General features: G+C 45.3%; 15 protein-coding genes. 10 read left to right on the top strand and 5 right to left on the bottom strand.

Translation table 11 applies throughout. The features are described from left to right. Nucleotides 1-46: 46 nt before the first annotated feature. Nucleotides 47-1,510, bottom strand: a complete 1,464-nt coding sequence (gene gltX / locus PN466_RS13380; RefSeq protein WP_271940135.1) for a glutamate--tRNA ligase — start codon at nucleotides 1,508-1,510, stop codon at nucleotides 47-49. Between the two features lie 621 nt (nucleotides 1,511-2,131). Here gltX and pds point away from each other — a divergent pair. Together pds and crtB are read left to right on the top strand one after the other, a co-directional pair. Next, nucleotides 2,132-3,556, top strand: coding sequence for a 15-cis-phytoene desaturase (gene pds, locus PN466_RS13375; RefSeq protein ID WP_271940134.1), 1,425 nt, complete (start codon nucleotides 2,132-2,134; stop codon nucleotides 3,554-3,556). Nucleotides 3,557-3,586: 30 nt separating this feature from the next. After that, a complete protein-coding gene (gene crtB, locus PN466_RS13370; protein ID WP_271940133.1) occupies nucleotides 3,587-4,510 on the top strand; it encodes a 15-cis-phytoene synthase CrtB in 924 nt (307 codons plus the stop codon). 240 nt (nucleotides 4,511-4,750) lie between these two features. On the opposite strand, the gene PN466_RS13365 is transcribed toward crtB, so the two are convergent. Continuing rightward, nucleotides 4,751-5,413 (bottom strand): PEP-CTERM sorting domain-containing protein, encoded by a 663-nt coding sequence (locus tag PN466_RS13365; protein ID WP_271940132.1) that lies wholly within the window; start codon nucleotides 5,411-5,413, stop codon nucleotides 4,751-4,753. Nucleotides 5,414-5,951: 538 nt separating this feature from the next. On the opposite strand from PN466_RS13365, the gene PN466_RS13360 reads away from it, so the two are divergent. The 8 genes from PN466_RS13360 to PN466_RS13325 all read left to right on the top strand — a co-directional run bounded on the left by PN466_RS13360 (nucleotide 5,952) and on the right by PN466_RS13325 (nucleotide 17,840). Beyond that, nucleotides 5,952-7,430, top strand: a complete 1,479-nt coding sequence (locus PN466_RS13360; RefSeq protein WP_271940131.1) for a CoA-acylating methylmalonate-semialdehyde dehydrogenase — start codon at nucleotides 5,952-5,954, stop codon at nucleotides 7,428-7,430. 69 nt (nucleotides 7,431-7,499) lie between these two features. After that, nucleotides 7,500-8,762, top strand: coding sequence for a sensor histidine kinase (locus PN466_RS13355; protein WP_271940130.1), 1,263 nt, complete (start codon nucleotides 7,500-7,502; stop codon nucleotides 8,760-8,762). A 69-nt stretch (nucleotides 8,763-8,831) separates the two neighbouring features. Then, on the top strand, nucleotides 8,832-9,950 hold the full coding sequence (locus PN466_RS13350; protein ID WP_271940129.1) for a TRAP transporter substrate-binding protein: 1,119 nt from the start codon (nucleotides 8,832-8,834) through the stop codon (nucleotides 9,948-9,950). A 118-nt stretch (nucleotides 9,951-10,068) separates the two neighbouring features. Further along, on the top strand, nucleotides 10,069-12,795 hold the full coding sequence (locus tag PN466_RS13345) for an ATP-binding protein (RefSeq protein ID WP_271940128.1): 2,727 nt from the start codon (nucleotides 10,069-10,071) through the stop codon (nucleotides 12,793-12,795). Between the two features lie 77 nt (nucleotides 12,796-12,872). Beyond that, the gene (locus PN466_RS13340) at nucleotides 12,873-14,234 is read left to right on the top strand and encodes a sedoheptulose 7-phosphate cyclase (RefSeq protein WP_271940127.1); all 1,362 of its coding nucleotides are present in this window, start codon (nucleotides 12,873-12,875) and stop codon (nucleotides 14,232-14,234) included. Between the two features lie 13 nt (nucleotides 14,235-14,247). Beyond that, entirely contained in the window at nucleotides 14,248-15,090 is an 843-nt protein-coding gene (locus PN466_RS13335; RefSeq protein WP_271940126.1) for an O-methyltransferase, read from the top strand. Between the two features lie 7 nt (nucleotides 15,091-15,097). After that, the gene (locus PN466_RS13330) at nucleotides 15,098-16,462 is read left to right on the top strand and encodes an ATP-grasp domain-containing protein (RefSeq protein ID WP_271940125.1); all 1,365 of its coding nucleotides are present in this window, start codon (nucleotides 15,098-15,100) and stop codon (nucleotides 16,460-16,462) included. A gap of 319 nt (nucleotides 16,463-16,781) precedes the next feature. Next, the gene (locus PN466_RS13325; protein WP_271940124.1) at nucleotides 16,782-17,840 is read left to right on the top strand and encodes a D-alanine--D-alanine ligase family protein; all 1,059 of its coding nucleotides are present in this window, start codon (nucleotides 16,782-16,784) and stop codon (nucleotides 17,838-17,840) included. 109 nt (nucleotides 17,841-17,949) lie between these two features. Here the strand turns inward: PN466_RS13325 and PN466_RS13320 are convergent, their stop codons facing one another. From PN466_RS13320 to PN466_RS13310, 3 genes are all read right to left on the bottom strand, one after another. After that, nucleotides 17,950-19,965 carry a mechanosensitive ion channel domain-containing protein gene (locus PN466_RS13320; RefSeq protein WP_271940123.1) on the bottom strand — a complete coding sequence of 672 codons (2,016 nt, stop codon included), beginning with the start codon at nucleotides 19,963-19,965 and terminating at the stop codon, nucleotides 17,950-17,952. Between the two features lie 147 nt (nucleotides 19,966-20,112). Then, nucleotides 20,113-21,951, bottom strand: a complete 1,839-nt coding sequence (locus PN466_RS13315) for a serine/threonine-protein kinase (protein WP_271940122.1) — start codon at nucleotides 21,949-21,951, stop codon at nucleotides 20,113-20,115. 15 nt (nucleotides 21,952-21,966) lie between these two features. Beyond that, nucleotides 21,967-22,626 carry a V4R domain-containing protein gene (locus PN466_RS13310; RefSeq protein ID WP_271940121.1) on the bottom strand — a complete coding sequence of 220 codons (660 nt, stop codon included), beginning with the start codon at nucleotides 22,624-22,626 and terminating at the stop codon, nucleotides 21,967-21,969. Between the last annotated feature and the right edge of the window lie 13 nt (nucleotides 22,627-22,639).

Below are 22,639 nucleotides of genomic sequence, written 5' to 3'. Positions count from 1 at the left end.
TGTTGCGCTTCAGCGCTAAAATGTTCGGAGCGCTGAAGCGCAACAACTACAGGGTGTTCAGGGATTGTTTGATCCGATCGCCATCTTGTCCTTTCTGATTCCAGAGTAACCAAGATTGGATCAAGTCGGGGCCGTGGACTTCACCGGTTAAGGCTGCGCGTAGACTCCGCATGACTAAGCCTTTTTTCACCTTTTTTGCTTTGGTGACGGCTTTAATGGCATCTTTGAGGGTGTCTTCAGTCGCGCTTTGCCCTTCGACTTCGCTCAGGGAATGACCTTCGACTGTGGCTAAAAGGGATTCTAAAATCTCTTTTACGCCTTCTTTTTGCAGTTGTTCCGTTGCTTCTTCTGAAAAGTTAATCTCTTCAGTAAAGAACATTTGCGCCAATTCCACGGCTTCCGGCAAACGGGTTAAACTGGGGCCAATTAAAGCAACAATTTGTTCTAACCAGGAGCGTTCTTCTGAGTCTGTGGCAAAACCAGCTTCTTGCCAAACCGGAAGGATCAGATCGGTTAATTCAGGGATGGGAAGATGATGGAGATATTGGCTATTAATCCAGTTAAGTTTATCCCAATCAAATTTAGCACCAGCTTGATTGACGCGATCGAACGTAAAGGTTTGGGCGGCTTCGTCTAGGGTAAAGATTTCCTGCGTCGCATCGGGAGCTGTCCAACCCAACAGGGTCATATAATTGGCTAAACCAGGAGCAATATAACCCATCTTACGGAAATCGGAAATGGAGGTTACACCATCACGCTTGGAGAGTTTGCGTCCTTCTTGATTTAAGATTAGGGGCGTGTGGGCAAATTCGGGAACCTGTCCCCCCAAGGCTTCGTAGAGTAAAATCTGTTTGGCGGTATTGGCGATATGGTCTTCACCGCGAATGACATGGGTGATGGTCATATCCATATCATCAACGACTACGGCTAAATTATAGAGGGGTTGACCGACTCCTCCGGCTTCAGCAGCACGAGCAACCACCATATCTCCACCTAAGTCGCTGGCTTTCCAACTGACGGTTCCTCGAACTAAATCTTTCCAGACAATGCTACGATCGCCGTCTATCTTAAAGCGAATTACGGGTTTACGACCTTCGGCTTCAAAGGCAGCTTGTTCGTCTGCCGTCAAATTGCGATGGCGGTTATCATAGCGAGGAGCAAGTCCGGCGGCTTTTTGCTTGGCTCGCATGTCGTTGAGTTCTTCGGGAGTGCAATAGCAGCGATAGGCTAATCCTTTGTCGAGTAAGGTTTGCACGGCTTGTTTATAGAGATCGAGCCGTTGGGACTGATAAAATGGCCCTTCATCCCAAGTTAAACCTAGCCAATTGAGGCCTTCGAGGATATTATCGGTGTATTCGGGGCGCGATCGCTCTAAATCCGTATCTTCAATTCTGAGAATAAACTGCCCTCCCAAGTGTCGGGCGAATAACCAGTTAAATACAGCCGTCCGTGCTGTACCAATATGGAGGTTTCCGGTGGGACTCGGTGCGATTCTAACTCTGACGCTCACAAAAGTTTTCTCTTTCGATACAACTTTTTCTCATTTTAACCCTTGAAATGCTCTTAAATCCCTATAAGGATTGAAAACTAACTCGCCAAAAGACACTTCAGGGGCGAAATCAGCCAAGAATATTGACAAAATAAGACCCAACCTTTACCCATGGAAATCAAGGCTTTCCAGAACCAAGGGGTCGTTAACACTTTAGGATTTTGAGTTAAGAAAACGCTAGTTAAATACATAGGTCAGCCGCCACTCCAGATGAGGTGATGAATGAAAAATCATGGGTGGGAAAAACGATCGCGTGAAGTAAGCAGCGCGTTAACTTCCCCTATGCTTTACACCATAAGGAAATGCTCGAACTCGATCTATCCCGGTTGTGCTAGTCCGTAAAGCGCACAAAGCGCTTCCCGCTAGGGAATAGGGAATAGGGAATAGGGAATGGGTAACTTGGTCTCTGCTGCGCTGTCCCTATGCGTCAGACTAGAGACACCTGGTAAACTGGCAACTTTGCTCATCTGTCGTTTTGGCTCCCGGAATCGAGATTTATGGGGATCTTCGATCAAAAAGTGAGAACTCTGGGCAGACTGGTGTAGAATACTAAGAAATGTTACAGAGCGAAAAAGAAACTAAATGCGAGTTGCGATCGCTGGAGCTGGATTAGCAGGACTCTCCTGCGCCAAATACCTCACCGATGCGGGTCACACCCCCATTGTCCTAGAGCGTCGGGATGTCCTAGGAGGAAAAGTAGCCGCCTGGAAAGACGAAGACGGGGACTGGTACGAAACCGGATTGCACATCTTTTTTGGGGCTTATCCCAATATGCTGCAATTATTCAAAGAACTCGACATTGAAGACCGTTTGCAATGGAAACAGCACACGATGATCTTCAACCAGCCGGAAAAACCCGGAACCTACTCCCGGTTTGACTTTCCTGATCTCCCTGCTCCCATTAATGGTCTAATTGCCATTCTCCGCAATAACGACATGCTCACCTGGGGTGAAAAAATCCAATTTGGCATCGGACTGCTTCCAGCTATCCTTAAGGGACAGAGCTATGTAGAGGAAATGGATCAATATTCCTTTAGTGAATGGCTCAAAAAACAAAATGTACCGCCTCGCATTGAAACTGAAGTCTTTATCGCCATGTCCAAAGCGTTGAACTTCATTAACCCCGATGAAATTTCTGCCACCATTATCCTCACAGCTCTGAATCGATTTCTCCAGGAGAAAAACGGCTCGAAAATGGCCTTCCTCGATGGCTCTCCCACAGAAAGACTGTGCCAGCCTTTAGTCGATTATATTAGCGATCGCGGTGGCCAAGTTCGACTCAACGCCCCCATCAAACAATTCCTCCTCAAAGACGACTACAGCGTTGGCAGCTTTTTACTGCGCGGACTCGACGGCCAACCCGATGAAGAGTTAACCGCCGATGTCTACGTTTCTGCCATGCCCATAGATCCCCTGAAAACCATCCTGCCCCAACCTTGGCGAACCATGCCCTACTTCCAGCAACTCCAAGGACTAGAAGGGGTTCCCGTCATCAACCTGCACCTGTGGTTTGACCGCAAACTCACCGACATTGACCATCTGCTCTTTTCCCGCTCTCCCCTTCTCAGTGTCTACGCAGACATGAGTAACACCTGCAAAGAGTACGCTAACCCAGACCGCTCCATGCTGGAACTGGTTCTAGCCCCCGCTAAAGACTGGATCTCAAAATCCGATGAAGAAATTATCGCCGCCACTTTAGCTGAACTGAAAACCCTATTTCCCCAACATTTCACGGGCGACAACCCGACAAAATTGCTCAAATCCCACGTCGTCAAAACCCCCCGCTCAGTCTACAAAGCCACCCCCGGGCGGCAAAATTACCGTCCTTCCCAAGAAACTCCTATTCCCAACTTCTATCTCACTGGAGATTACACCATGCAGCGCTACCTGGCCAGCATGGAAGGAGCCGTCTTATCCGGCAAATTAACCGCCCAAGCTATTGTCAGAAGTCAGGAATTAGGAGAAACTCCAATAAAGTCCCCGGCTAAATCTGAGTCCGCACTCTAAATTTCCCACCGCCGAATCTCTCTGTAACCCATGCTGCAATTACCGAAGCCTGCTCGCATGAGACCGCTTGTCTCCCTAGAACAATCCTATGAACTCTGTCGTCAAATTACGGCAACCTACGCTAAAACCTTCTATTTAGGAACCCTATTGATGCCAGAATCCAAGCGCCGCGCCATCTGGGCCATTTATGCTTGGTGTCGGCATACCGATGAATTGGTAGATGGTAAGGAAAGTGAAATTACCACTCCAGAAACCCTTGACCATTGGGAACAACGCCTAGAAGAAGTGTTTGACGGACGTGCCATCACCGATGAAGAAGTTGCCCTAGTGGATGCCCTACACCAGTTTCCCCTAGACATTCAGCCCTTCCGCGATATGATTGCCGGGCAACGAATGGATTTATTCCAAAGTCGGTATCAAACATTTGACGATCTGTATTTGTACTGTTACCGAGTTGCGGGAACTGTGGGGTTAATGTCTACGTGCGTAATGGGCGTAGACGAGTCCGGTTCTGTTGCTCCTTGGCATAATCGCCCCTATGTACCGATAGAAGAAGCAGTAGCCCTAGGTATTGCCAACCAGTTAACAAATATTCTCCGGGATGTGGGGGAAGATATTCAGCGCGGCAGAATTTATTTACCCTTGGAAGAGTTGGCTCTGTTTGACTATACGGAAGAGGATTTACTGAACGGGGTGATTGACAAGCGTTGGCGCGAGTTTATGCGCTTTCAAATTCAACGAGCGCGGAAGTTCTACAAACAAGCAGAACGGGGGGTACGGCATCTGATTCGGGATGCTCGATGGCCAGTTTGGTCAGCGTTGATGCTCTATCAACAGATTTTAGGAGCGATTGAACGCAATGATTATGATGTATTTAGCAAACGCGCTTATGTGTCTTTACCGAAGAAATTGGTGACTTTGCCCGTGGCTTATATGCGATCGCAAATCTTCTAATCCTATCCAATTACTTGAGGCAAGGGGCTGAGGGGCCCTTGTTTAGCAGCGCTTCATCCAGTTTTGTCCTATTCTGAGATTCTTGGCGATCGTGGTAGGGTGGGCAGTTGATTCAAATAAGATTCAGATATGATTGTAGGGGCAAACAACCATTTGCCCCTACAGATCCCCTTCTTGCAGATAGATCTTAGTGTATCAACCTTAATTGAAATGACTATAACCCTTCTTTTCTTTTACACCTTATCCATTTTGGCGACGACGAGTACCAACTAAGGCTGCACCAACTAGACCAAGACCCAGGAGAGTTGCAGGTTCAGGTACAGCAGTAAATACAGCACCACTTAGAGCCATATCATCAATTGAACCACCAGAATTGAGAATAGCCCAAGCCTCATCAACTGTCATATTGTTCTGTTGGAAAGTCAGGTTACCTGCCCCCTTCGTTGTTTCCCCACCAATGTCAAAGGTGCCAAAAAGTGCTACATCAATAGCGATATTAGCACCACTTTGCTTAATATCATATTCAGCATTCTCTAAGATGAAGACGTTAGCTCCGTCAGTAATTTCCCCAACATCACCCATGGCCACCTCAAAAGGAGTTTTCGTCCCGAAATCTAGGAAAGGATTTTCATAGATATCACCACTAAAGCTAACGACTTCCTGGATTTGTGCAGTTTGGAATGGAGCAAAAACACCTTCCTGAGTTGTCAGAGCCACAGGAGTGAAGGGTTCATTATTAAAGTCTAGTGCATCTTTAGTTAAGGTAACACTCGTTAGACCGTCGATACCAAAACCACCGCTGAATTGAGTAGAGCTGAAAGCATTGGCAGCACTGGAAGTAGCCATAACACCAGCAACGGTTAAGGGAAGAACAGCGATAGAAGCAACGAGTTGGTTTTTCATGATTTATTAGGACTCCAAATAACTTGAATGAGTGTTTGTTTAGTATTGAGCTTAGACCAATATCTTTTCGAGCTGGTAGAAACAACATTGTGAACACCCTGAGTAAACATGTTCAGTAATTGTTCCTGAGTGTTTTCCTCTCATGAGTCTAAGTTAGCAAGAACTACGGAGTACTTACAAGCATTTTTCCGAAACTTCACGGAAACTTTAAAAAAATAGGTTCATCATGAAGGATCTGTGAAGTTGATCTGGGATTTCCCGGATCTGGGTCACGAGAGAGCTATCTTTGCCTGGATTGACCTCATCTAAAGCGATACTGTGTATTCTTCTAGTATAATACCTTTGTCTTTATACTTTATGATCTTAAAAAAAATTTTTGAGTTTGTCTTTGATTTTGCCTCGGTTTATTGCGTAAAATTTGGGTTGTGAGTCCATTAACGTGGACTACGTGTGGAAAGATTGCTTACGAGTAGGGAGAGTGGGAAAATACTATTAGAGTAGGTTGAGTGGGAACTCGTGAGTGGGGTAAGTACAAGTTATGACCGAAACTCGAAGTTTACAAAACTATATCAATGGCCAATGGTGCGTCTCTAGAGCAACGGAATCGATTTCGGTAACCAACCCAGCGACGAGTGAGCAATTAGGAAAAGTTCCGGTTTCTCCAGCTACTGAGGTCGATCGCGCAGCAACGGCAGCCAGTATCGCCCAGCAGGATTGGCGCAGGGTTCCCCCGCAAGAGAGAATTCAGTATTTGTTTAAGCTAAAGGGGTTGTTAGAGCGAGACTTTGAGAGCCTTGCTCAGACGATTACGATCGAGTGCGGTAAAACGTTGAAGGAGTCCCAAGGGGAATTACGGCGAGCGATTGAGAATGTGGAAGTCGCTTGTGGAATTCCGACTCTGATGCAAGGGGTTAACCTGGAAGATATTGCCCAGGGGATTGATGAAATCATGATTCGGCAACCGGTAGGAGTTGCAGCAGTTATTGCACCGTTTAATTTCCCGGCGATGATTCCGTTTTGGTTTATGCCCTATGCTCTCGCTTGTGGCAATACTTATATTGTAAAACCTTCGGAGAAAGTGCCCCTGACGATGGAAAAGGTGTTTCATCTGCTAGAGGAAACAGGACTACCCAACGGAGTAGTGAATTTAGTCCATGGAGCGAAGGAAACCGTAGACGCAATTTTAGAGCACCCCTTGATTCGGGCGATTAGTTTTGTCGGTTCTAGTCCAGTGGCTCGATATATATATAGTCAAGCGGCGGCGCATGGGAAGCGGGTGCAGTGTCAGGGAGGCGCGAAAAACCCAATTATTGTGCTGCCGGATGCGGATCTGGAGATGACGACGCGTATTGTGGCTGATAGTGCGTTTGGCTGTGCGGGACAACGCTGTTTAGCGGCTTCGATCGCTCTCACCGTCGGTTCTGTACGAGATTCGTTTCGGGAGGCAATCTCCACAACTGCAACGGAGTGTAAGGTCGGGTTTGGTCTGGATGAAGGTATCCAAATGGGGCCAGTCATTACTGAAGGGAGTCAACAGAGAATTGAAGGATTAATCGATCGCGGAACCCAAGAAGGCGCTCAAATTCTTGTAGATGGCAGAAAGGCGAACATTCCCGGTTACGAGAACGGTTACTTTGTGCGACCGACTATTTTAGATGGAGTTGAGCCAGAAAGTGCGATCGCCGGAACCGAAATTTTCGGCCCAGTTCTGGGTTTAATGCATGTCAACGATTTAGAGGAGGCGATCGCCTTAATCAACCAAAGTCCTTGGGGAAATATGGCCTGTTTATTTACCAGTAATGGCGCGGCCGCCCGTAAATTCCGCTATGAAGTTGAAGCTGGAAATATTGGGATTAATATTGGTGTTGCTGCACCCATGGCCTTCTTCCCCTTTAGTGGTTGGAAAGAGAGCTTTTTTGGGGATTTACACGGTCAAGGCCATCATGCCGTTGAATTTTTCACTCAAACTAAAGTGGTAATTGAACGCTGGCCCAAGAACTGGTCGCGACAATTTTAACCCCATCCGTCATAAAAAATAGATTATAATCTCGCATAAACAAGATTGCCAAGTTGAGATGCCAATTAGATGCCAAAAAATCAAGATTCTGGGTTTATTCTAATTGTAGATGATAATCCCACTAATCTATCCGTACTCTCAGAAGCCCTTAGTAGTGAGGGATTTCGCTTTCGGGTAGCGATGGATGGAGAAAGTACCCTCACCCTTGTCGAACGAAATCAACCCGAACTCATCTTGCTCGATGTACAAATGCCAGGAATGGATGGTTTTGAAGTCTGTTCTCGACTCAAAGAAAAACCTCTTACCGAAAAAATTCCCATTATTTTTGCTACGGCATTATCTGATACAGAAAGCAAAACGAAAGGCTTTGCTCTAGGTGCAGTCGATTACATTCCCAAGCCTTTCGATCGCGAAGAAGTCCTAGCAAGAGTACGGGTGCATCTGCAACTCAAACACTTGAGAGAATCTTTAGAAGACCAAGTGCGCGATCGCACGGCTGCTTTGCAACAAGCTCAGGTTCAGTTAGTTCAACAAGAAAAACTCTCCAGTTTAGGAGAAATGGTCGCGGGGATTGCCCACGAACTCAATAATCCAATTACCTTTCTTTCTAGCAACATTGAACCATTAAAAGACTATGTCCTAGGTGTAAAAGACATTCTTCATCTCTACGAGCAAGACTGCCCTAAACCCTCAGCAGAATTAGAGAAAGCTATAGATGATTTAGATTTAGATTTTGTGCTGGAGGATATGGAGAAAATCATCGAATCGTTTACTCTTGGTGTCAAACGAATCAAAAATATAACGGAATCTCTACGGATCTTTTCTCGTGCCGATAGCGAAACAAAAATTGAAGCAGACTTACACGCATGTCTAGATAGTACCCTGACTATTTTGCAACATCGTATTAAGGGGAGTGGCGATCGCGCCCCCATCGAAATCATTAAAACCTACAATTGTCTGCCCCCAGTCTTGTGCTATCCCGGGCCGCTGAATCAGGTCTTTATGAATATTTTGGCCAATGGGATTGATGCTCTAGATGAAAGTCTCTTACAGGGTAAATTAGACAACCCCAAGCTTGAAATCCAAACGAAATTATTGCCCTCAGACAAAATTGAGATTCAAATTACCGATAATGGTCTCGGTATTCCTGAATCGATCCAAACCCGTTTGTTTGAACCGTTATTTACCACTAAACCGGTGGGAAAAGGAACCGGATTGGGACTGGCGATCGCTCATCAAATTGTGGTAGAAAAGCACCAAGGACAACTGAGTGTGGAATCTCATCTAGGGAAAGGAACTACATTTACCATTGAAATTCCGATCCAGAGTTAAGCCAAGTCAGTCGCCCTAAAATCCAGTCATAGAAGAAAAAAGTAATGATAAATTTAAATCCATGAAATTATGAAGCGTCGCCACTTTATCCATACATCAGCAACTGCCTTAACAGGAGCAGCCGCCCTAGGCAGTTGTAGCCAGCCAGACCAGCAAAATGAACCCATCGAACTAGACTCCAACACCCTTTTTCCCGTTGTGCAATGGAGAATGGCTACGAGTTGGTCTAAAGCACTCAATATTGTATTTGGAAGTGCAGAAACCCTATCGCGCCGTGTCAAAGAGATGACCGGAGGACGATTTGTAATTATTCCCTATGGTGGAGGAGAATTAGTGCCTCCCTTAGAAATCTTAGATGCTGTTGGTAATGGCACTGTAGAGTGTGGTCACTCAGGAGGCGCTTACTATATTGAGAAAAACCGCATCTTTGGCATCGATACATTACCCTTTGGCATGAATTCCCAACAGCTAACTGCCTGGCTATATCGGGGAGGTGGCTTAGACCTTTTACAGGATCTCTATGCTGACTATGGCGTGATTAATTTTCCGGCAGGGCAAACTGGGGTTCAGATGGGAGGATGGTTCAGAGAAAAAGTCTCTACACCAGCCGATTTTAAAGGGCTAAAGATGAGAATACCGGGTGCTGGAGCACAGGTAATGAGTCGTTTAGGAGCCGAGCCGGTTACTTTATCTTCCACTGAAGTCTTTTCTGCTATGGAGTCAGGAGAGATTGATGCGGCAGAGTTTAGCGGGCCATTTGATGATGAAAACCTGGGAATTTATCATGTTGCTCCTTACTATTACTATCCCGGTTGGTGGGAAACCAGTTTTGCCTTTCAACTCTACGTTAATTTAGAGGCTTGGAATCAACTGCCTAATATATACCAAGAAATTTTTAAAGCGGCAGCGATAGAAACTCATGTGACGACATTGGCTCACTATGACACGGAAAATGGGGCGGCTCTAAAGCGATTAATCAGTCGCGGTACGGAGTTGTTACCCTTCAGCGAAGAAATATTGAATGCGGCTTATGCAATAGCGATTGAACTCCAGGAAGAAATAGCTGCTCAAGATCCCGGTTTTAAGGCCGTTTACGACCATTGGAGGGCGTTTCGCAATAATATTTCGGGGTGGCACGCAGTCAGCGAACTGAGCTATGCCAACTTTGTGTTTAATCGAGATCGCTAAGTATAGCGCTTTGCGCTAGGGAATAGGGAATAATTGAGGAGAATGTGCAAAGTGCCTTGCTATAACGAAGAAGCTATTGATGCCGTTTTCCAGTATCTAGATACGGGAGTAACCTACAATGGCTAAACTCTCCCTAGTTCCCACCATCTCTAAGGTCAGCCGGTCTTTGAGAACTTCGTGGAACGATAAAATTTACCATCTCAATATTAGTCAAAAGCTCAATATCAGCTTTGGCATTCTGGCAGCCCTTACCTTTTTAGTGGCTGGACGCAGCTACCTAGCGGGACTTTGGGTCACCCAGAAAATTCAACAAACTCAGAATATACGAGTTCCTTTGGCGATCGCCTCCGGGAATGCTCAAGAAAACCTGTTAGATATGCTGCTTAATGTTCGCGGGTATAACATCACGGGAGAATCGCGATTTCGGACTCAGTACGAACAATCGAGGCTGGCATTCGAGGCCAATCTTGCTCAATTGGAGATACTATTGGGCCAGGAGCCGATCGCCGATGACATCGATCTTCAATCCCTAGAGAAATTGAAAGCTGCCTATCAGCAATGGTCTACCCTACCGGATCAACTCTTTCTACTCAAAGATAGCCCCCGCGAGAATCAACCCGCTCTCAAGCACTTTATTGACCAGGCAGAAGCGCCTGCTGAGAGGCTCAGAGCAGAGATCGACCAGATTTCCAATTGGCAGGAAGACAACGCTTCATCCATCGCAGATTTATCCTTGTTCAAGGAAATCTTGAGGTTTCAGGGGTCATTTGACCGCATGTTAGGGGAGCTAAAAGGATATATTGCGACCCAAAATATGTCCCTGCGACTAGAATATGGGAGCGCTCTGAAGAAAAATGATGCGGCTTGGGAAGCGCTCCAAGAGCAGAAGTCCCTATTGCCCGTAGAACAGCGTCAAGCCCTAGAGAAGGTAGAAGGGTGGCGATCGCAGTTTTTAGCAGAAACGGCTGCCCTCTTTACCCTCGTGGAAGGGGAACGTTATCGCGAAGATATTTTCCTGTTTAAAACAGAAGCTGCACCAGTAACCCGCGAAATGGTGGCCCTATTAGAATCGATTGTTACCCACCAACAGGAACAATTATCCCAAGATTTACAGGCAGGAAGTCAAAGTTTAAGTCAAGCCCAGTGGCAAGGATTACTAGCCGGTTTCATCGCTTTATCCATGGCTATTATTTTAGCCATTGCCCTACGACGACAAATTGCCCAACCCATTATTCGGTTAACCGACGTAACCAACCGGGTGATGTCAGGCAATTTAGACACTCAAGCGGTTGTAGAATCGGGTGATGAAGTTGGAACTCTGGCTCAAACGTTCAATAACATGACGGCCTCCTTGCAAGCATCTCGTGCAGAAATGGAACGTTATAATGAAGCCCTAGAAGAACGGGCGGAAGAACTCAAACGCTCAAAAGAGCAAGCCGAAGTTGCCAACCAAGCCAAAAGTGATTTTTTGGCCAATATGAGTCACGAACTACGAACGCCCTTGAATGGCATTCTCGGTTATGCTCAAATTTTAGTCCGCTCTAAAGTCCTTGCAGATAAAGAGCGTCATGGAATAAATGTCATTTACCAATGTGGTTCCCATCTACTCACCCTAATCAATGATATTTTAGACCTCTCTAAAATTGAGGCACGCAAACTCGAACTGAATCCCCAGGCTGTACATTTACCATCGTTGCTGCAAAGTGTGGTGGAAATGTGCAAAATTAAAGCTCAACAAAAGGGGATTGAGTTTATCTATCAACCCAGTTCTAGCTTACCGGATGGCGTAGAAACCGATGAAAAACGCCTACGACAGGTGTTGATTAATTTGTTGGGTAATGCGATTAAATTTACTGATTCTGGTTCGGTAACCCTAGGGATTGAAGTTCTCGCTCTCTCCGAAACCACTGCCTCCATTCTATTTAAGGCCATTGATACCGGCGTTGGTATTGCCGAAGCCGATCGCATTAAGTTGTTTGAAGCGTTTGAACAGGTGGGAGATCGCCAAAAACAATCGGAAGGAACCGGGCTAGGACTAGCCATTAGCCAACGGATTGTAGAACTGATGGGGGGCAAGATTCAAGTTAAAAGTCAACGGGGAGTCGGCAGTGAATTCTTCTTCACCACTGAACTCCCCATTGCTGAAGATTGGGTGCAGCAAGTTAAGGACGATCGCAGTCATAATATCATTGGATATGAAGGCGATCGTCGTACCATTCTGGCGATCGACGATCGTTGGGAAAACCTCGCTGTTGTGCGAAACCTGTTAGAATCCGTTGATTTCAAAGTCATTGAAGCAGAAAATGGTCAACAAGGATTAGAACAACTCCGTTCAGTCCAACCCGATCTAGTGATTACCGATCTAGTCATGCCTGTAATGGATGGATTTGAATTTTTAACGCAGGTTTATTCATCCAAAGATCTCCAACAGACTATCGTCATTGTTTCATCCGCTTCTGTCTCTGAACTCGATCGCCAACGTGCCCTAGATACCGGCGGGCATGACTTTTTGCCTAAACCCGTAGATGCCAAATTACTCTTTCAGTTACTCTCGGCTCATTTAGATTTAGAGTGGGTTTATCAAGACCCTCCTCCAGATTCATCTTCACCTCAAGGAGCCGATGGAGGCCAATCGGAGCGGATGATTGTGCCGGATCGCGAAGTCTTAGAGCAATTACTCGTTCTTATACAAGACGGGGATATTCAAGCGATTACCGAAGTGGCAGAAGATCTAGTAGCCAGCGATCGCACCTTAACTCCGTTTACCCAACAAATGTTGCAGTTAGCCAACAGTTTCCAACTCAAACGCTTACAAACCTTCATCAGTCAGTTCCTTAACGAATAAGTTGACCCAATATCCCTTATCCAGTATGCTGATAACAGATGATTGTTTTTGTGTAGCATCTATACCAGCAGAAATACATGGTTTCACCATCTCTATCAAATTCCGATCGCCCAGCAAGCGATCGTCTAAACCCTTCCCCATCTGACGATCGAGACTCTGACCTACTCATTTGGCGACCGCACGATTCTAAATATCAAACCTCACAATGGTATACCGGTTACGGTGAAATTCAACAAGAAGAAGATCGGCGATCATTTACCGTTACCGCTACGTATACCCTGAAAGCAGAAGTCAAAATAGTCCAAGGGGTTTTAGACCCGACAAACCCCATTTTGGTGGATCTGTATCGAGAACGGGGTCGCTGTATCAGCATTATCGATCAAACTATTGATCAGCTTTATGGAGAAGCCCTACGCCACTATTTCCAAGTTCATGAAATCCCCTTAGAACTCAAAGTCTGCCGTGCTTGGGAATCGGATAAAACCCCCGAAATGGTTCATAAATTGCTCCATTTCTTAGGTAAGGAAGGCTGTGATGTTTCCCGCAATGAACCCGTTTTAGTCATTGGGGGTGGAGTTCTCAGCGATGTAGCCGGATTAGCCTGTGCCTTGCAACATCGGCGCACTCCCTACGTGATGATTGGGACTTCAATTGTAGCGGCCCTTGATGCTGGCCCTTCCCCTCGAACTTGTGTGAATGGCGAATTATTCAAAAACAGTATTGGCGTTTATCATCCTCCGGTTCTCACCTTAGTAGACCGTAGTTTTTTCCGAACATTACCCACCGGTCATGTTCGCAATGGTATGGCGGAAATTATCAAGATGGCCGTGACAGATGACCGGGAGTTATTTGAACTCTTGGAACAGTATGGAGCAGACTTGATTGAAACCCATTTCGCCACGGTGAGTGCCAATCCAGAGTTAGAGAAAATTGCTGATGAAGTCATTTATCGCGCCCTCTATGCGTATATGAAGCATGAAGGGACAAATATGTTTGAAACCTATCAAGACCGTCCCCATGCTTACGGCCATACTTGGAGTCCACGGTTTGAACCAGTAGCCAAATTGATGCATGGCCATGCAGTCACCATTGGCATGGCTTTTGGCGCAACGTTAGCCCAAAAATTGGACTGGATTGGTACTGAAGAGCGCGATCGCATTATCAACCTCTGTCGCAGCCTTGGTTTATCTGTCTATCATCCTATCTTAGAAGACACCGACCTCATGCTGGCTGGCCAGAAAAATATGCGTCGCAAGCGCGGCCAAGGAGGACTTTGGGCCCCCTTACCCCACGGAGGGATTGGATCGTGTGATTATGCACAAGAGGTTTCTCCAGAACTGTTGCACAATGCCATAAAAGAGCATAAAGCCATTTGTAGTCAGTTTCCGGATGGGGGTGCAGGTGAGCAAATGTACCTCAGCGATCTTGGATTAGAGTAAGGAAAAAACAGTCATGAGCAAACATCATCCAGAGATTCAGAAACCCAGAGCTGTAACCCCCCTAGGGATTTTAGTCGAACAGTTAGAAGCCATTTCTAAACAGGCAAAGTCCGCCAATATCCCGACAGAGTTAATCGATCAAATCGATCAAGCCTATCAACTCGCGGCTGGACTGAATCCTTATATCGAAGAAAATACCACCCCAGAATCTCCTGCTTTAGCCACCCTTGCTCATCAAACCAGTCAAGAACCCTGGGAACTGCGATTTTCCGATGGGGAAACCGTGCGTCAGTTAGAACAAGAAATGCTCTCTGGACATCTGGAAGGTCAGACTCTAAAGATGTTTGTATCCATGACCAATGCCAAGCGTATCCTAGAGATTGGCATGTTTACTGGTTATTCTGCCCTGGCCATGGCTGAAGCTTTACCCGATGATGGACAAGTGATTGCCTGCGAAATTGACCCCTATGTAGCTGAATTTGCCCAAACCTGTTTTAAGCAGTCTGCTGATGGAGGCAAGATTTCGGTTAAGGTTGGGCCAGCATTGGACATTATGAAAGAATTAGCTGAAGTAGGGGAATCCTTTGATTTTGTGTTTATCGATGCCGATAAGGGCAAGTACATTCAGTATTTGCAAATGCTGTTAGAAACATCCCTCTTAGCTGAAAACGGCTGGATCTTCGTCGATAATACCTTGCTGCAAGGGCAACCTTACTTGAAACTGGAACAGCGTAGTGCCAATGGGGAGGCGATCGCCCAATTTAATCGCTTTGTCACCGAAGATCCTAGACTAGAGCAGGTTTTGCTTCCCCTGCGCGATGGTGTGACCATGATTCGCAGAAAGTCGAAACCATAAAATCAACATGCTCATCATATTATTTATCCAAAACCATGCTTATGCTCTCTTTCAGAACTTAAGCACTTTCCTGTTGCTTACCCTCCTCTTACCCTTCAATCTCTTAAAAATTTTACCAGTTGTACTCTGGAATATTCTCACACCTATCCGAGCCAAACCGCCAGGATATGAAAAGCCGAAGAATATCCTGATTACTGGGGCAAAAATGTCCAAATCCCTACAACTAGCTCGTAGCTTTAATGGGAGTGGACATCGCGTTTTCCTTTTAGAAATCCATAAATATTGGCTCTCAGGAAATCGTTTTTCCAATGCTATTAAAGGATTTTATACCGTTCCTAATCCTCAGAAAGACTGGGATGGTTATCAGCAAGCAGTATTAGAAATTGTCCAAAAAGAAAACATCAATTTATTTATCCCCGTATCAAGTCCCGCAGGCAGTTATGATGAATCGCGACTCAAGCCGATTTTATCACCCTATTGTGAAGTCTTTCATTTCAATCTTGATATCACTGAGCTGCTAGACAATAAATTTACATTTATTGAAAAAGCCAAAAGTCTCGGTTTATCTGTTCCCCAGTCATTTTTAATAACTGACTCGAAGCAAATCCTGGATTTTGATTTTGCGCAAGATGGCAGTCGATATATCCTCAAAAGCATTCCCTATGACTCCGTGCGCCGTTTGGATATGACCAAACTACCCATGAAGTCTGAGCAAGAAATGGAAGAGTTTGTCAAAAAGTTACCCATAACTGAAGATAAACCTTGGATTATGCAAGAATTTGTTCAAGGGAAAGAATATTGTACTCATAGCACAGTCAGAAAGGGGAAAATCAGACTGCATTGCTGTTGTGAATCCTCTGAGTTTCAAGTCAACTACGACCATGTAGAAGAACCGGAAATTTATCAATGGGTGGAAACTTTTGTCAGAGCTTTAAATCTCACGGGTCAAATCTCCTTTGATTTTATTAAAACCGAAGATGGACAAGTCTATCCCATAGAATGCAATCCTAGAACCCATTCAGCTATTACCACCTTTCACGATCATCCCGGAGTTGCAGATGCCTATCTGAAAGACGCTGAAGATGAAACCGAAAGCCCGATTTTTCCCCTACCCGACAGTAAACCCACATACTGGACATACCATGAACTGTGGAGAGTGACTGAAATTAGATCGTTTGGGCAATTCCAGGCTTGGATCAAAAGAATAACAGAAGGCACAGATGGCATTTTTCAACTTAATGACCCCCTACCTTTTTTGATGGTTCATCATTGGCAAATTCCTCTGCTCTTATTGCAGAATTTGAAAAAGATGAAGGGTTGGGTAAGAATCGATTTTAATATTGGCAAGTTAGTCGAATTAGATGGTGATTAAAACAAGGATGATCGGACAGAAATATCTAAATTTTATTTTACCTAACTCATACAGCAGTTTTCGCTCTTATGGGGTACATCTCTATCCCCCCAACCCCCCTTAGAAAGCTAATCCTGTAGGGTTTTTAAAACCGGCTCTTGATTTGACTGAGTTTCAGCCATCGAGCTGCCGAAAATGCGCTCGCACAATCCTTACTGGATGGGGTTTCGCAGAAACCCCAACAAGATTAGCTTAGAAAGAGGGGCAGTAAAAGTCTCTCTTTCTAAAGGGGATTTAGGGGGGGGGTCTTACTGTATCTCATTACATCGCAAGCCACTGTATGTCTCGAACTCAATCATCTCAAAGTCCTTTACAAGTGTTGCACTTGGCTGGCTCTCGTGTCTCAGACTTTTATCATAATCTATCGATGATTTATGCCAAAGAAGTTCTACAACCTCCAGGGGTTAGCAGTTACTATGCAGTCGTTAATCCTGATGGGTTTTGGCAGTTGGGAACATCCTTGGATTCCATGTCAGAAAAGATATCACTTCAGGAGATGATTGCTCGGCTCCCCCAGATCGATCTGGTGGTTCCCCATCTGTTTTGTTTTCCTGGCATGACGAGCTTCCGGGCGTTTTTTGAGGATATTTTAGGTTTACCAATGGTGGGTTCTACATCCCACTGTACGGCACTAGCAGCGAACAAAGCTCATACCAAAAGTGTGGTGTCTGCTGCTGGAGTTCGTGTGGCGAAGGGACAAGAGGTACGTCGAGGGGATAGGATAACCCTAGAACCGCCATTGATTGTTAAACCGAACTCGGAAGATAATTCTTTAGGATTAACGTTGGTTTGGGATCGGACTAAAATCGCTGACGCGTTGCAAGTGGGGTTTGAACATGATGACGTTTTAGTAGTAGAAGAGTATATCGCTGGACGGGAGTTGCGAGTAGGAGTCATTGAGCGCAAGGGAGAGTTATGGGTAGCGCCGATGATTGAATATCTGGTGACTGAGGAGAACCCAATTAGAACCGTACGGGAAAAGTTGGAGTTGCGATCAGATGGAACCCCTGATCGACAAACACCGGTGAACATCGTTTGTCCAGCGGATCTACCTCCAGAGTTATTCGAGGAGATGGCTGATGCTGCGAAGAAAGCCCATATTGCTTTAGGGTGTCGTGATTATTCTTTGTATGATTTTCGGGTACATGCTGAAACTGATGAACCGTACTTGCTGGAGGCGGGTTTGTTTTGGTCATTTGGCAAGATTAGCATGATTTCCCGGATGCTAGAGGCTGATGCCCAAAACATAGAAGAAGTCATCTTAGAGCTATGGCACACAGCGGCTCAGCGAACTCGTGTGGCGCGTGGTTCATTGTTCAAGTATAGTACGACATGCTAGGAGAACGGTTTTTCATGACAGAAATTCAAAAATCTAGTCAGATCGGCAAATATCTCTTTAGATGGGGATAGAGCGATCTCGATCTCCAAAAATGACAAAAGAGGGATATCTAGTCATCAATCATCGCTGTATCGCTATCGGTATTTTTTTCAATACCCCGTTCATCAATGCGATCGCCTCCCTCGGTGGGTGGAGGAGTCAAATATTGGTCTTCATGTTCTAGGTTTTCATCGGCATAAAAGCGATAGAAGAGGAGACTGTCTTCAAAGCCATGTTCATCTAAAACATGATGAATAATGCCGAGATTAACCATCATTTCTCCCATCATAATCGCTTCGGGACGGGTCGATTGTTCATGCTCCATTAACCAATCCACTGCTTCAGAACCCACAAAACAGTTAGAAAAAGCTTTTAAACCATAGCGGCGATCGCGAATCGATATACCTTCGGGACCGCGCATTCTTTGAAGGATATCTTCCCAATTGTATTCTGGCTTAATTTTCGGGCGTTCTGGTGCAGGCACAGGTGAGGGTTGCCAATGTTCTCGACCTTGTTGAGTTAACCAGGTATCCGCGACTTGTTCGAGTCCAGGCAGTTTAATATGTAAATCCCGTTGAGGAAAAGGAATTCCAATCCCATAATGTTCTAAATATAGGGACATATAATGGAGTAAATGGGTTTTCACTTTCGGTTGTTTCAGAGGGTCTCGAATAAAGACCACAATCCGAAAGTTGAGGGCATTATCTCCAAATCCTCTAAATTGCGCTTTCGGTGGGGGATGGCGGAGAATTTCAGGATGAGGAATCTGAGCAACAGCAAGCAGGACATCATGGACGAGTTGCATGTCTGAACTATAGGCAACACCGACATAAACTTTGAGACGAGTTAAACCAGTACGATTCCAATTTTGGACTTCTCCTTCGATGAAGCGGGAATTGGGAACCATAATGGTAATCCGGTCAATGGTAGTCATTTCAGTGACTCTAGGGCCAATGCGTTGCACTAAACCTTGAAACTCTCCCACTTGTACCAATTCCCCGACTTGGATCGGTCGTTCAAAGATCATAATTAGACCGCTAATAAAGTCTTTGGCAATATTTTGCAAACCAAACCCAATCCCCACACCTAGAACACTGATCAGAATTGCGAGGGAACTAAAGTCTACACCGCTCAGGGTGAGAATCAGCAGAAAGCCGATGAAGAGGAGAGCATAGCGAAGAAAGAATGCGATCGCCTGTTGGGAATGGCGATCTACTCCGACGAGGGGGACAATTTTGGTTTTGAGAACTTCAGTAAAGGAGTTGGTGATCAAGATTAAGGCGATCGCCATCACTCCAATTAAGAGCAAATTATTCAGGGATAATGCTCGTTCACCAACGGTAAAAATTTGTGCTGAAAACAGATCCCGTAAGAAAATATAGGTGCGATATAACCAGCGACGACTGAGGGGAAATAGATGGGTTACATAGCAGATAACGATGAGCCAAGTTGCTACTTGCAACAGGATCAGGACTAAAATTTTCCAGGAAGTTTTAATCAGCTCCGAATCCTTTTTCTTTTGCCGCTGTAAGCGTCGCTGAAGCCAAAACCAGAGACTTTGTAGGGCGATCGCCGCAGCACTGGCGATCAGGGCCATTTTAATTGCCCAGGCTCTATAGATGGGCGTTCGTTCTCGACGAGCGCGTTGCAGAGCTTGTTCAATCTCGTTTTGCCAACGCTCGGCTTGTTCTAGGGACGGTTGCCCTGGCATCATCATATCTGATGCAGTCAGGGTGACGAGGTGGCGGTTATTAACTTGGAGACTAACTTGGCCGTTATTTTGGACAATTGTGACTTCAGGTGGGGTATCCGTGGCGATCGCCCGATCCAGCTTTTCCTGTAATAACTGATTCACTCGGGTGGCTCTCTCCTCAGCGCTAAAGCGTCCAGAAGCTTCTACCTCAAATAATTCATAACCATCCAATACAATCTTAGCTCTAGTGGTTACTTCTGTAGGTTGAGTTTGGGCCCATCCAGGTAAGGATAATCCTAAGCCAACCCACCCCAAGAAAAGTATCAACAGCAGTTGTGCGAAAATGCTTCTGCCTCTTGTCCTTACATAGGCTTTACGGCCAAGTCGAGCCATCTTCAATACTCCTGACTGTTACCCAACGGTCTGATTCAGTTTATCAAAAATTTTTGCTCAAACCGCTCGAGGATGATCTCCGCTTTCGCTAATACTATGGATATATAATGTGTATTTTAGTTCGGTCAAGTCCCTATTTCCTATTCCCTAAAAAATGAAGTCAATATCAAATTGGCTTAAATCCACCCAATGAAGTTCTCCTTCATCCTGCACATTGGTGGCTACCAAGAGAACCGTTTTAGAAATCATGGCGATCGCCACTGGGGAACGAGGGCCTAAAATCCGGCCAACCACTTGGCCATATTCATCTAATAAGATTAAATGACCGCGATCGTCAGCAATCACATAGCCCCAGGAGGCGATCGCGACACATACCGGTAACTGCACTTTAATCGGAATCGGTCGCATCCGAAAGGGCTTCAAATCCATCAACAGCGGCCCATGGGTATCCCACTTAGGAATCACCAAAACTCGATAAGAAATAGCGCTGGGAATAATCCGATCGACTTCTAAGGAAAGTTTCCAGTGTCCGAGAAAATTTCCCCGACGAGTAAAGACTTCGATCGCCGTTTTTCCCTGTTCCACTCGCCAAAATATTCCATGATGATCGTCAAGAATTTGGACTTGATGGACTGCCCCCCTAACAGGAACTTGAGGACGAGAGAACCAAGAGTGATGATGAGCAGTGGCATCAGGGTTTTGTTCCGAGCGATGCCAAACCCATAAGTGATTATCCTCAGTTACCGCCGCGATCCACTGGCTGTGAGGATGGACATCTGCTTTAAAGGGAATGCGAAGATGGGCAATTAACTGAGCAGAAAGAAGGGGAAACTGGGATAAATCAGGATTTAAGTGATAAATACATTGGTCAGTCAATGCAAGACAACCTTGAGAAGTTATTTTTAATTCACGAATATCTTCCGGTAAACAGACTTGAGCGACTTTCACTACCGTCTCAAAATTATTCGCCTCTTCCTGATAGCGTTGATAGTGAATCGAGTCTGAGATTGCCCAATAAATACAGGTGTGAGAACCACAAGGGGAATGGTTATCGTTAGTCTGTGAATGTATAGAAACGGCTAAAGCGGCGATCGCTCCTGGCAGTGCATGGGTAATAATGGGTTCATCAGTGAGGGAACGACTTGGTGGATAAGGGAGGACACTGATTGGAGTCGCGGATAAGGATAAATCAATTAACTCGGAAAGGCGATCGAGGTCACTGAGCATTTGCCTCGCGCTTTTATAACGCCGAGCAGGTAATTTTTCTAAGGCTTTGAAAATAATTTTTTGCAAAGGTAGAGGCACCTGGTCTGGAACGACGACCCGTTGATTGAGATGATAGTTCATCAACTGCTGGGGTTGTCCAGAAAAGGGGCGATTCCCCACCACTAACTCATAAAGAATCACCCCTAGAGCATAAATATCTGACTGAAGAGAATATTGCCCATAGAATCGCTCTGGAGCCATATAAGCCGGCGATCCTGTGTTATCTGAACCGGCTTTACTTTCCTGCATTAACCGAGCAATACCGAAATCCGATATGCGAGCGATCCAACCCCTTGATTTGAGTGTTAATAAAATATTTTCTGGCTTCAAATCCCGGTGGATAATGCCTCGACTATTAGCATGTTCCATCCCTTGCAATACATCTTTCATAAATTGGATCGACATCCCCAGAGGCAATTTTCCCTGGCGATCCATCCAATTTCGCAACGTTCCTCCCTCACAATAATCCATGATCAAATAGCGCCCTTCTCGAGAATGTTCTAGGGCGCGACACGTGACAATATTCGGATGGGACAGTTGCAATAAAAACCTCAATTCCCGCAAAAACTGATGCGTTGGAAAACGATGTTGATCTAAATCTTTGAGGGCAACTAATTTTCCCGTTTTGCGATGACACCCACAAAACACACGCCCAAACTGTCCTTGGCCAATCAATCCTAAAATCAGATATTTACTTTTGGGACGTTTGGACACAGTCATAGGCAGATCGTTCGTTTACATTGTGATTAAGTCATTCATAAGATCTACATGAGCTGTTCCCTGTTCGATCTGTTCTTCAATTTTTCTTAAGCGTTCCTCTAACCCGACAATAAAGTGGTTACATTCTGCACCCAAAGATTCACAAGAAGTTTGGACACAATGTAAGTCTTTCCCACTCAATTGACTAAAGAATGCACTGAAGACCCCCGCGTCCAGGAAACAAACCGGAATACCGAGATTAGGACCCTGGGTTGCGAAGGGAGCATTCCAAGTTTTGACGACTAAAAAACCTTGAGCAATATAACTTTGATCGAGATCGATTTTTCCCCATCCGTGAGTTTTCCAACATTCTTTAAACGATTGCAAAAAGTCTAACATACTCATATCTGCTAACGGTTTTTCGTAGTATTCCGATACTTCTTCAGCAAACCGAGCATAAAAGTTTTTTCCCCACCAGCGACCGCAGTTATACAAGACTAATTTTGAGGCTTGTCCCGTTTCTTTGTCTAAACCAGAATAGATGGCTTTGATTAAGGGTTCGGGCATTGCTAAGAGGCGATCGCCCCGGCGATTTTCTAACAATCCTAATTCTAAATCACTTCGCACATAAACATCTGTAGCAAAGTAATTACTAGGGATACGGTTATTGGTGACTAAATCAGAAACAGAAATCATAGTTAATTCTCGC

Source organism: Roseofilum reptotaenium CS-1145 (assembly GCF_028330985.1).
Lineage (GTDB): Bacteria > Cyanobacteriota > Cyanobacteriia > Cyanobacteriales > Desertifilaceae > Roseofilum > Roseofilum reptotaenium.
The sequence above is the reverse complement of the archived record's forward strand: the minus strand, read 5'-3'. Positions and strand labels throughout refer to the sequence as shown.